Origin of the sequence: Moritella sp. (assembly GCF_013215705.1) — a bacterium.
Lineage (GTDB): Bacteria > Pseudomonadota > Gammaproteobacteria > Enterobacterales > Moritellaceae > Moritella.
Genome location: NZ_JABSQR010000038.1, coordinates 1 through 11,790, shown reverse-complemented (window position 1 = coordinate 11,790; position 11,790 = coordinate 1). Strand labels below are relative to the sequence as shown.

Annotated in this window: 10 protein-coding genes; 8 read left to right on the top strand and 2 right to left on the bottom strand. The window is 41.3% G+C overall.

The window, feature by feature from the left end:
• Nucleotides 1-2: 2 nt before the first annotated feature.
• From argS to HRT96_RS19840, 7 genes are all read left to right on the top strand, one after another.
• Nucleotides 3-1,757 carry an arginine--tRNA ligase gene (argS, locus tag HRT96_RS19870; protein WP_293160085.1) on the top strand — a complete coding sequence of 585 codons (1,755 nt, stop codon included), beginning with the start codon at nt 3-5 and terminating at the stop codon, nt 1,755-1,757.
• Nucleotides 1,758-1,760: 3 nt separating this feature from the next.
• Entirely contained in the window at nt 1,761-2,297 is a 537-nt protein-coding gene (locus HRT96_RS19865) for an SPOR domain-containing protein (RefSeq protein ID WP_293160083.1), read from the top strand.
• 158 nt (nt 2,298-2,455) lie between these two features.
• Entirely contained in the window at nt 2,456-2,980 is a 525-nt protein-coding gene (hslV, locus tag HRT96_RS19860; protein ID WP_293160081.1) for an ATP-dependent protease subunit HslV, read from the top strand.
• A gap of 27 nt (nt 2,981-3,007) precedes the next feature.
• Nucleotides 3,008-4,339 carry an ATP-dependent protease ATPase subunit HslU gene (hslU, locus tag HRT96_RS19855; RefSeq protein WP_293160079.1) on the top strand — a complete coding sequence of 444 codons (1,332 nt, stop codon included), beginning with the start codon at nt 3,008-3,010 and terminating at the stop codon, nt 4,337-4,339.
• A gap of 562 nt (nt 4,340-4,901) precedes the next feature.
• On the top strand, nt 4,902-5,927 hold the full coding sequence (locus tag HRT96_RS19850; RefSeq protein WP_293160077.1) for an alpha/beta fold hydrolase: 1,026 nt from the start codon (nt 4,902-4,904) through the stop codon (nt 5,925-5,927).
• A 74-nt stretch (nt 5,928-6,001) separates the two neighbouring features.
• Complete coding sequence (locus HRT96_RS19845) at nt 6,002-6,793, top strand: Cof-type HAD-IIB family hydrolase (protein ID WP_293160075.1); 792 nt, start codon at nt 6,002-6,004, stop codon at nt 6,791-6,793.
• A 118-nt stretch (nt 6,794-6,911) separates the two neighbouring features.
• Nucleotides 6,912-8,492 (top strand): hypothetical protein, encoded by a 1,581-nt coding sequence (locus HRT96_RS19840; protein WP_293160073.1) that lies wholly within the window; start codon nt 6,912-6,914, stop codon nt 8,490-8,492.
• A gap of 68 nt (nt 8,493-8,560) precedes the next feature.
• On the opposite strand, the gene HRT96_RS19835 is transcribed toward HRT96_RS19840, so the two are convergent.
• Entirely contained in the window at nt 8,561-9,751 is a 1,191-nt protein-coding gene (locus HRT96_RS19835; RefSeq protein ID WP_293160071.1) for an NAD(P)/FAD-dependent oxidoreductase, read from the bottom strand.
• A gap of 100 nt (nt 9,752-9,851) precedes the next feature.
• A complete protein-coding gene (locus HRT96_RS19830; protein WP_293160069.1) occupies nt 9,852-10,247 on the bottom strand; it encodes a phnA protein in 396 nt (131 codons plus the stop codon).
• 176 nt (nt 10,248-10,423) lie between these two features.
• On the opposite strand from HRT96_RS19830, the gene HRT96_RS19825 reads away from it, so the two are divergent.
• Nucleotides 10,424-11,539 carry a phosphoserine transaminase gene (locus HRT96_RS19825; protein WP_293160067.1) on the top strand — a complete coding sequence of 372 codons (1,116 nt, stop codon included), beginning with the start codon at nt 10,424-10,426 and terminating at the stop codon, nt 11,537-11,539.
• The last annotated feature ends 251 nt before the right edge of the window (nt 11,540-11,790 follow it).

Sequence of the window (11,790 nt, the reverse complement as noted above, 5' to 3'; positions counted from 1 at the left end):
CCATGAAAGAGCATATTATACAGCTGCTAGAGCAGACAGTTACGATCTTAAAACAACAACAAATCATTCCTGCAGATGCACAACCACGCATTGCAGTAGATCGAACCCGCGATAAAGCTCATGGTGATTTAGCAACAAATTTAGCAATGATGATGGCAAAACCGGCGAAGAAGAATCCGCGTGAGTTAGCGCAATTAATCATTGATAATCTACCAGAATCAGACTTAGTAGACCGTACAGAGATCGCCGGCCCTGGTTTCATCAACATCTTCTTAAACCAAAATTGGTTAGCGCAACAGATTGATATAGCCCTTGCAGACGACAACCTTTCGGTACAAAAAACTACAGCACCAGATACCGTGGTTGTGGATCTATCATCACCAAATCTCGCCAAAGAAATGCACGTAGGTCACTTACGCTCATCAATCATTGGTGATTCTGTCGCGCGTACACTAGAGCTACTTGGTCATAACGTTATTCGTCAAAACCATGTAGGCGATTGGGGCACTCAGTTCGGTATGCTACTTGCGTACATGGAAGAAAAACGCGCTGAAAATGCAGAGATCAGCATGCAACTTTCTGATCTAGAAGTATTCTACCGCGCAGCAAAAGGTCGTTTCGATGAATCCGAAGACTTTGCAATACGCGCCCGTGAAATGGTGGTAATGCTGCAATCTGGTGATGAAGAATGTAACAAACTATGGAAAGAATTTAATGATGTGTCACTGGCCCACTGTCATGACATCTACAAACGCCTAAACGTAAAACTAACCCGGGATGACGTACGTGGCGAAAGCTTCTATAACAGCGACCTTCACAATGTTGTTAGCGAACTAGAAGCACAAGGTCTACTCACCGAGTCGAATGGCGCGAAATGTGTATTCCTAGATGAATTCAAAAATAAAGACGGCGACCCACTGCCAGTCATTATCCAGAAAAACGGGGGTGGTTTCCTATATGCTACAACGGATCTTGCCGCAATGCGCTTCCGCCAACAGACACTCAATGCCAATCGCATCATGTACTTTGTTGATCAACGTCAGGCACTGCATTTCCAACAAGTATTCTCTGTAGTACAAAAAGCCGGTTTCGTGAAACCAGAAACATCACTGGAACACCTTGGTTTCGGTACGATGAACGGTGCAGATGGACGTCCATTCAAAACCCGTTCAGGTGGTACTGTTAAGCTAGTTGATCTGTTAACAGAAGCAGAAGAACGCGCTTATGTATTGGTAAAATCAAAGAATCCCAACCTTGCTGAAGATGAACTAAAACACATCGCACGTGTTGTGGGTATTTCATCCGTTAAGTATGCAGATTTATCTAAGAACCGCAGCAGTGATTACATCTTCAACTTCGATTCAATGCTAAGTTTTGAAGGTAATACGGCCCCTTACCTACTTTACGCTTGTACGCGTGTGGGCAGTATCTTCAACAAAGTTGATGCCGCAACAGAAGCAAAACTAGCCACAGCGAAAGTACAGCTAAACGAAGACAAAGAACAAGAGCTAGCCGGTAAACTGATCCAGTTTAACGAGATTGTTCATCAAGTAGCAAAGCGTGCAACACCAAACACATTATGTACTTACCTGTTTGAGTTAGCTGGCATATTCTCAAGTTTCTATGAAGCCTGCCCAATCTTAAGCACTGAAGATGAAGCGATTAAATTAAGCCGTCTAAAACTGGCTCAGTTAACCGCTAAGACGCTTAAACAAGGTCTCGACCTGCTCGGCATTGAAACATTGGAACGTATGTAAATTATGGCTCGTAAGGATTACGCGGGGCACGCCCCCAAGCCGAGAAAAAAACGGGGTGCTAAAAAGGCACCACCTGCTAAAAAGAAACGCCCAGTGTTGGCTATCTTGTTGTTTTTGATGCTGGCAATTGGCTTGGGCTATTTTTTAGCACAAGTCAGTGGCACTGCAGAAGAAGCAGAGCCCGTTAAAAAAACACCACCGAAAAAGCTAACGGTAAAACCATTACCGGAAAAGCCCAAGGAACAGTGGCAGTACCCGCAAGATTTGCAAGAAAAGGAAGTCATTGTCGAAATACCGCCACAACAAGACACTGGTATTCGTTATCAAATGCAATGTGGTTCGTTCCGTCAACGCTCACAAGCCGAATCGATGAAAGCAACGATAGCCTTTCAAGGCTACACGGCCAACATTCGCCACACAGGTAACTGGTATCGCGTGGTTTTAGGTCCTTACGAACGTAAGCGGATCGCAGAAAAACAACGCCACCAAATTAAACGCGCAGGTGTCACAACTTGTGAAATTTGGCAGTGGAAGCCTTGAAAAACTAACTAGATATACCCACCTTAGTTGGTATATTGTAATGAAATCGCTTCATATCATATGAGGCGTTTTTTTTACTTCGCATTTTTTACCTAACATAATACAGCGCAGCTAACTGCAACCAGCCGCGCTCAAATTAATTTAGAGTGGAGTTTATCGTGACTACTATTGTATCTGTACGCCGTGAAGGCAAAGTCGTAATGGCCGGAGACGGACAAGTTTCTCTTGGCAACACGGTAATGAAAGGCAATGCAAGAAAAGTGCGCCGTTTATACAACGGCCAAGTTCTCGCTGGTTTCGCCGGTGCTACAGCAGACGCATTTACCCTTATCGAACGTTTTGAAGCGAAATTACAAGCTCACCAAGGTAACCTAGAGCGTGCCGCTGTAGAGCTTGCTAAAGATTGGCGCACTGACAAAATGCTACGTAATTTAGAAGCGTTACTGGCTGTAGCGGATAAAAAAAGTTCTTTCATCATCACCGGTAATGGCGACGTAGTGCAACCAGAGAATGATCTTATGGCTATCGGTTCCGGTGGTAATTTTGCCCAAGCATCGGCAATGGCATTATTAGAAAATACCGAATTAGACGCTGAAGAGATCGCTAAAAAATCCCTGACTATTGCAGGTAATATCTGTGTATTCACCAACGGTTTCCACACCATTGAAACTATCGATTACTAAATTTCACCGAATTAAAGGAAGCTTATTATGTCGTCAATGACTCCCAGAGAAATCGTTTCAGAATTAGACCACCATATTATCGGTCAACAAAATGCCAAACGAGCTGTCGCTATTGCCCTGCGTAACCGCTGGCGCCGCATGCAGTTAGACCAAGAATTGCGCCAAGAAGTCTCTCCAAAAAACATTCTAATGATCGGTCCAACAGGTGTGGGTAAAACCGAGATCGCACGTCGTTTAGCCAAACTAGCAAACGCGCCATTTATTAAAGTTGAAGCCACCAAATTTACTGAAATTGGTTATGTCGGTAAAGAAGTTGAACAAATCATCAAAGATCTAACCGATGTTGCGGTAAAGCTAACACGTGAACAAGAAATGAAGAAATACCATGTTCGCGCAGAAGAAAATGCCGAAGATCGTGTACTTGATGCGTTACTGCCAAACCCACGTAATAACTGGGGCGAAGAAGAAAAAGCCAGCAATGACAATACTCGTCAAATCTTCCGTAAAAAATTACGCGAAGGTAAATTAGACGATAAAGAAATTAATATTGAAATTGCTGCGCCACAAGTCGGTGTTGAGATCATGGCTCCCCCAGGCATGGAAGAAATGACCAATCAGTTACAAGGCATGTTCCAAAATTTATCTGGCGGTTCGACGACAAAATCACGTAAGATGAAAGTAAAAGAAGCATTGAAACAACTTGTTGAAGATGAAGCAGCCAAGCTGGTTAATCCAGAAGAATTGAAAGAAAAAGCCATTTTCGCCGTCGAAAACAACGGTATTGTCTTCCTTGATGAAATCGATAAAATCTGCAAACGCAGCGATTCAAATGATGGGGGAGTATCACGCGAAGGGGTACAACGCGATCTATTACCACTTATCGAAGGTTGTACGGTCACCACCAAACACGGAATGGTGAAAACAGACCACATCTTATTCATTGCATCAGGTGCTTTCCAAGTCTCCAAACCGTCTGACCTGATCCCTGAATTACAAGGGCGCCTACCAATCCGCGTTGAATTAGATGCGCTTAAAGCAGCAGATTTTGTGCGTATCCTCACAGAGCCAAACGCATCATTAACAGAGCAATACACGGCGATGCTGAAAACAGAAGGCGTGAACGTTGAATTCACTCCAGAAGGTATTGATGGTATTGCCAACGCCGCGTGGAACGTGAATGAGAAAACTGAAAACATCGGTGCTCGCCGCTTACACACAGTAATGGAACGTTTAATGGAAGAAATTTCATTTGACGCATCAGAAAAGAATGGCCAAAGCCTCGTGGTTGACGCTGATTACGTCGGTAAGTATCTTAACGAATTAGTCGAAGACGAAGATTTAAGTCGCTATATACTTTAATTTACACCTAACAATATTTTGTAGTTAAATTAAATACCACAAAAAGGCGCTTGCATAAGCGCCTTTATTTTAACTCAAGATCGTGATTAACGCCGATGTAGTAATGCGCTCTGACTTACATCTATCGGTTTTAATTTATCCGTGGACTGACACCAATGACAACGAGTCCTTCGGAGTGAATTGAGTTTTTTCTTGAGTCTAGAGCGTTTCATTGACGGTCCTCTCGGTTGTCAAAAATATGATCAGTATTCTCAGTCCAAACAAGATTAGTTCAGCTTTGCTAAAATACCAACCGCAGCCAACGGCAATTCACTGTATTAAACGCGCCACAATCACGATGGCGATTAATGTTAATAATTAATTACCTCTCTAATTCAAAAATTTAGCGACATTATCTCTTCGCCGAAAATGTAGTTCTTACTACAAATTAATTAATTTTTAAGCGGTAACTTAGAGAATAAAATGTATTTACCGGTAGTTAAGTCGCCATTTTCAGCCGTAAATTATGGTAGGCTAGGAATAGACTCTCACCGATAAAATTACTAAGAAGCTTCTGCAACCTATGTCCAGTAAACACCCATGTGTCGAATTTGATAATCCTTATAATTTAACCACTGAATCACAACTTGCAGATAAATATCATCATGAAATTTCGCAATTTTGGGATCTGACGATCAGAGAGCATACATTACAAGGTGTTGATAATATTACCCTGCGCTACGCATCTGCAGTGATAAGTAATACCAGCCCTGCAATTGTGTTATTAGGCGGACGCTCAGAATCGTATCAGAAATTTCGCGAGCTAATTTACGATCTGTACCGACAAGGTTACTCGGTATATTGCTTAGATCATCGTGGACAAGGCATGTCAGATCGTTTACTTAAAAACCTGCACAAAGGCCATGTTGAACATTTTCGTGATTACGTCACTGATTTAAAACTATTTATTGATAAAATAATGCGTCCGACCCAGCACAGTAAACAGTACTTACTCTGCCATTCGATGGGCGGCGCAATCGGCAGTTTATATTTGCAAAGTTATCATCACGATTTTGATGCCGCTGTATTAGCATCCCCGATGTTCGGTATTAACTTTGGTCAGATACCGCGTCCGATTGCCAGTATTTATAGCCGAGCCATGCACATCGTTAATAAGATTATTAATACCGAATCATTTTATGCGCCAGGTAAAGGTGACTTTGCTCACTCCCCATTTGAAAATAATCAGCTAACCCACAGTCCATTACGATTTGATCTTTTCCGGCGTAGTTACGGGTTTTATCCACAAACGCAGTTAGGCGGACCAACAATTAACTGGTTACAACAAAGTATTAAAGCCTGTCGTCGTGCGATCCAATACGCGGGTAACATCAAAACGCCAACCTTGATCCTACAAGCTGGCGATGATGAAGTCGTTCTTGCAGAAGCACAACTGCAATTCTGCCAAGCATTAAGCCATGAGCACAATCAGCACCAACCAACGCAACCTGTTTTAATCCCAGGGGCGGCTCATGAATTATTCTTAGAAACGGATATTTTTAGGATCCCAGCGCTGACCGTGGCATTAAATTATTTTGCCAAACATTAAGCCAATTACTACGGACAGTCATCACGATAAACACTATTTTAGACACATAAAATAAAGTAAATTTTGAGGTTAAGATGTATAAAGTTATCGTTTCTGATTTAGATGGTACGTTACTGACGCCTGCACATATAGTCTCAGAACAAACCAAAATAACGATCCACAAGTTACTTAAACAGGGTAAAAAATTCATCATCGCCACCGGTCGTCATCATGTCGATGTAGAGGCTATCAGGAAAACAATTGATGCTGAAATTTACCTCATCACCTCAAACGGTGCCAGAGTTCACAACCATAAAGGTGAACTGATTTACAGCAAAAATATCGCCACAGATATTGCCCAGATGATTACTGAAATTGGCTTACCGGAAACTATTCAAGCTAATATTTTCCGTGATGACGAATGGTTTGTGAATACACCGAACCCAGAGGTTCTTAACTTTAGCCAAGATTCGACATTTAGCTATCAAGTTGTTGATCTCGTGACATTAGACAAAGCCAGTATTGCTAAATTCTTTTTCTGTGGTCCACATGAAGATCTTGTTGCCCTGGCTGCACAAATTAACGCCCAATACAGTGCCCAATTAAACGTCTCATTTTCGTTACCGGAATGCTTAGAAGTCATGGATATTAATGTCAATAAAGCCCAAGCACTTGCCGAAGTACTGAGAATTAAAGGCTTAACCATGGCAGAAACAGTGGCCTTTGGTGATGGTATGAATGACGTGGAAATGCTACAAGCTGTTGATAAAGGTTTAGTCATGGGTAATGCTTCGACCATGCTTAAAGCAGCGTTACCAGATTTTGAAATGATCGGTGACTCCGCTGATGACGGGGTTGCCCAGTATATAGAAAAATATATATTGTAGTTACTCACAGGCAATCGCATAATAATGTATGAATTAGTTACTCCGAAAGGACTTCGCGGTAACTAATTTAAAATACACGATTAACGTTTAAATAAGCTCTCGATATCAAGGATGAATTATGCTTCGAGTTATAACCTATTTCTGTCTATTTATCATCACAGGCTGTGTGCGACAGCACCAACCTATCGTCAGCAACAGTCTTTACTCTCTCAATAACACTCAACAAGTCACAGAGCTTGCGCTTAATACTAAATCATCAATATCAAATATTAGCAGTGCACCGAATGCCTCGGTAGTCCCAGCTAAATATTATAATTTTAGTGGTATCGTCACCATAACATCACAGCAGCGTACAATACGTTTATGCCATAATAAACAAGTATTTAACCTTCAACCTAATAGCCGCTTACTCGCGCAAATTGAACGTTTAAATCAACCCAATGCCTATATCGAATTTGAAGGCCAAATAAACCAATCACTAAATCCGCGTCACCAGCGTGCAATTATCAGTATTGCGCAGTTACATTTTTTATCTAATCAAAATAACAGTGCCTGTCGGTCTGTCACTTCGCGACTAAACTTTGAGATCAGCGGCTCACAACCAGACTGGCTTGGTTATGCTCAAGACAACCAGTTCACATTCATAATCAAAGAATTAAATAGTCAGTGGGCGATTAAAAAAAGTGTCATCACCAAAGGCTTACGGGCATTTGTCGAAACCGAAAACAGCGATGGTGAACAATTAAACTTATCCTTTACCGGTAACGGCTGTATCGATAGTAATAATAATTATTGGCAGTATGAAACCAAGTTATATTTAAAAGGCAAACAAATAGCAGGCTGTGCGAAATACCCCAACCAGCAAGAAGATAGCCAAGATTGGCTTGGCCATTATCGCTATAAAAACAATAATGTTACCATTGAACTAGAGCTAACCAAGCATCACCAAGCTAATGTGAAATACCGCTATAGCAAGGGTAAAACTCAGACCGCGCGTGGTTTTTGGCATCCCTATGGTTCATCAGGCCTGAAGCTATTACTCACTCAGCATCAGGGTAATAAAACTAACGTTATCTATCACTTCAGACGTGATGGCGTCAGATTACAGGCAAGTCACCAATGGCGAGATAACCAGAAATATAGTTTTAATGGTGCACTATTAACCCTAGATAGGATGACAGATGAAGTTGAGAGTGGATCATTTTCGACATTAACTCTCAATACTCAAACTCGTGAATTCCAAGCCCAGGATATAGCGTCACCAACAAAGAGTACGCCAGCAATCAATAATGCCGTAAAACGCTATTTTACCATGCATAAAACCAAAACTGACAACTCCAAATATTGGTTTAGCGAATATGACTTAAACGGTAACGGCCGCAAAGATTTGTTAGTGATGCTCGACTGGTGTAAAGGTGATGGTTGTATTTTATTAGTGTTTGAGAACACCTTAAATCGTTATAAATTTATGAGCCGTATAACACAAGTACAAGCGCCACTACAGATAAGTAAAACACAACGCTATCTGTGGCAAAGTTTATTAATAAAAGATAAGCAGCAATGGCTACAGCTCGACTTTGATGGTATTAGCTACCCAGCCACAACGCAGAATAACAGCGTAGCTTCTGATACTAACTTCACACAAGTTAAATTATTCAGCACACCATTAACCACAGATAATGCCATCAGCATAGAATAAATGCTAAATTACATCTGATCAACTCGGGATCATTAAGCCCGAGTTGATGTTTTAATTAACCGCATTAATTATACAAATTGGCCACAACTCCAGCCTGAAGACCATGCCCATTGAAAATTATAACCGCCTAACCAACCACTTACATCCATAACTTCACCAATAAAATATAAACCAGGGGCTTTTTTAGCTTCCATCGTTTTCGATGATAACTCGTCTGTATCCACACCACCGAGTGTCACTTCTGCGGTACGATAACCTTCTGTGCCATTCGGCTTAACTTGCCAGTTATGTAAGAGCGTTGAGATATCATTAAGATCTTTATGCTGTAATTGCTTAAGCGTGCATTCAGGTAATAACCCATCAGCATAAAATATCTCTACAAGACGTTTAGGTAACACACGCGCTAAGGCAGTTTTAAGCGCTTGGTTGGGACTTGATTCCGTCATTCCAGCTAAGATTTCAGTTATTTCGGTATCAGGTAACAAGTTAATAGTAATTGCTTCACCGGCATTCCAATAAGATGATACCTGTAATACTGAAGGGCCAGAGAGTCCACGATGAGTAAACAACAGGGCTTCTTTAAAGCTAACACCTGATACTGTCGTTATACGCGCAGGTAAACTAACACCAGACAGCTCCGCATATTTATCTTTATCATGCTGTTGTAAGGTAAACGGAACCAAACCAGCTTTCGTCGCATTTACTTTTAGACCAAACTGTTCTGCGATCTTATAACCATAAGGTGTCGCGCCAAGTTTTGGCATAGAGAGCCCACCAGTCGCCACAACCAGGGACTCACAATTTAGAGAACCTTGACTGGTTTGCAGATGGAAACGACCGTCATCTGTTTTTTCAATGGATAGTATTTCAGTGCGTAATTGGATCTTCACGCCAGCCCAATCACATTCGGTATGCAACATATCAACAATATCTTTTGCTGAGTCGTCACAGAATAACTGCCCATGTTCACGTTCATGATAAGCAACACCATGGCGCTCGACCATATCAATAAAGTTCCACGCAGTATAACGACTTAATGCGGATTTGACGAAATGCGGATTTTCGCAAATAAATGCATCAGTAGAAAGATCATTATTGGTGAAATTACAACGACCACCACCACTAATTAGAATTTTACGACCCGCTTTCTTGGCATTATCGAGAACCAATACAGAGCGACCTCGGTAACCAGCACTTGCTGCACACATCAATCCTGCAGCACCGCCACCAATTACTATCACATCACAACTTTGGCTCATCGAAGACCTCTAATTTAACTACAATACAAAAATGGAGCCGCAGAATAGCATTAATTATCCAGATACCCAAACGACTTCACCGACTATACCAAGAGATTTGTTATAGCTTGTTGATACGTTCTTCCACTTCAGGCTCTAAATATGCCATTTCATTAAGATCTGCGGCCCACTCATGCTTTTCTTCTAGCAGACGTAACATCCGGATCGCAACCACTTGGACAATCGCGACTTCTGACCACATTGATTTATTTAGACAACGCCAATGGTCAGCATCAATACGTTTCGGGTTGTTAAGCTGTTCACTGCACGTATCACAAATTAAAATACAATCATCATAGTCGGGGGTTGTCGGTATAGGCGCGACTTCGAAAATATTTAGTTTCACACCTGATGCATCACATGTTTCGCAATGCGAACGTGCACGTCGCGCTAAATTTTTACCGAATGAATTTAATTCATCTTTTCTATGTTGATGTTTGTCTAAGCCTTTAGCCATAATGTTCAATTCCTATATATTTAAACTGTGTTGAAAATACGTTTATTTGTCAGGAATAGCAAACCTTAACACTATAAAAAATGCTATAAAATATCACTGGTTTAAATACTTCATAGATGACAAGTGGATTGCTATAATCGATTCACATGGATAGCATTTTAGTAAAGGAATAACGAATGATCCCAAGTAACAAACCCCTTAACCCAAACTTTTCATCTGGCCCTTGCCGTAAGCGTCCTGGCTATGAATTAGCACAACTGGATATAAGCACTCTCGGTCGCTCACACCGTTCTAATATCGGCAAAGCAGCGCTAAAGCAAGCTATTGAACAAACCAAAGAACTCTTAAAAATTCCAGAGGACTATCGTATTGCTATTGTTCCAGCTTCTGATACTGGTGCGATGGAAATGATGTTGTGGTCATTACTCGGGGCAAGACCGGTTGATGTTTGCTACTGGGAATCGTTTGGTAAAGGCTGGTTCAGTGATATTAAAAAAGAATTAAAGCTCACCAATGTTCATGCAATAACTGCTGATTATGGTCAGTTACCTGATTTAAACGCGACAAACCCAGATCATGATATTGTATTTACTTGGAATGGTACAACCTCAGGCGTTAAAATTGCAAATGCAAACTGGATCAGTGAAAAACGTACAGGTCTCACTATTTGTGATGCAACTTCAGCTGTGTTTGCTATGCCGATGGCATGGGATAAACTCGATGTCACCACATTCAGTTGGCAAAAAGTATTGGGTGGTGAGGGCGCTCATGGCATGATCATACTTAGCCCTGCAGCAGTTGAACGTTTAGAGTCTTACACCCCTAATTGGCCATTACCTAAGATCTTCCGTTTAACTAAAAATGGTAAATTGATTGAAGGGATCTTTACAGGTGCAACAATTAACACGCCATCAATGCTATGTGTAGCTGATTATTTAGATGCATTAAATTGGATAGAAAAAATTGGTGGTGTTGACGCTGCAATTAGCCGTTCTGAAAGTAACTTGGCCATCTTAGCTAATTTTGTTGACCAACATGAATGGATAGATTTTCTTGCCGAGCAAGCTGAATATAGATCGAATACCAGTGTCTGTTTACGTTTAGCGCTGAGTGACGCCGAATTAAAAGAGTTCAGCAAGTTATTAGCAGAGCAGCAAGTAGCCTACGATATTAATGCCTATAAAGATGCACCGTCAGGCTTACGGATTTGGTGTGGTGCAACGATTGAAAGTCATGATATTGAACTACTACTGCCTTGGCTCACTTGGGCATATGATAAAGTAAAAACATAGACTTAATATTACTAAGCTCTAAATACACAGAAACCAGCCGTAGGCTGGTTTTTTATTGTCTGTCGCTAAATTTAATCGCAACATACCCTGTATCTTTAATTAGTGCAGATAATAACGCGAACAATATTAATTCTGCGGCCTTAAATTACAGATACAAAAAAGCCGATATCATCACTGATATCGGCTCTCTCTAATTTGGCGCTTGGCGATGCCCTACTCTCACATGGGGAAACCCCACACTACCATCGGCG

Excerpts from the sequence above, each read along its gene's own strand:
- hslU (WP_293160079.1), top strand. The coding sequence starts at position 3,008 with ATGTCGTCAATGACTCCCAGAGAAATCGTTTCAGAATTAGACCACCAT.
- HRT96_RS19865 (WP_293160083.1), top strand. The coding sequence starts at position 1,761 with ATGGCTCGTAAGGATTACGCGGGGCACGCCCCCAAGCCGAGAAAAAAA.
- HRT96_RS19850 (WP_293160077.1), top strand. The coding sequence starts at position 4,902 with ATGTCCAGTAAACACCCATGTGTCGAATTTGATAATCCTTATAATTTA.
- HRT96_RS19830 (WP_293160069.1), bottom strand. The coding sequence starts at position 10,247 with ATGGCTAAAGGCTTAGACAAACATCAACATAGAAAAGATGAATTAAAT.
- argS (WP_293160085.1), top strand. The coding sequence starts at position 3 with ATGAAAGAGCATATTATACAGCTGCTAGAGCAGACAGTTACGATCTTA.
- HRT96_RS19840 (WP_293160073.1), top strand. The coding sequence starts at position 6,912 with ATGCTTCGAGTTATAACCTATTTCTGTCTATTTATCATCACAGGCTGT.
- HRT96_RS19825 (WP_293160067.1), top strand. The coding sequence starts at position 10,424 with ATGATCCCAAGTAACAAACCCCTTAACCCAAACTTTTCATCTGGCCCT.
- HRT96_RS19845 (WP_293160075.1), top strand. The coding sequence starts at position 6,002 with ATGTATAAAGTTATCGTTTCTGATTTAGATGGTACGTTACTGACGCCT.
- HRT96_RS19835 (WP_293160071.1), bottom strand. The coding sequence starts at position 9,751 with ATGAGCCAAAGTTGTGATGTGATAGTAATTGGTGGCGGTGCTGCAGGA.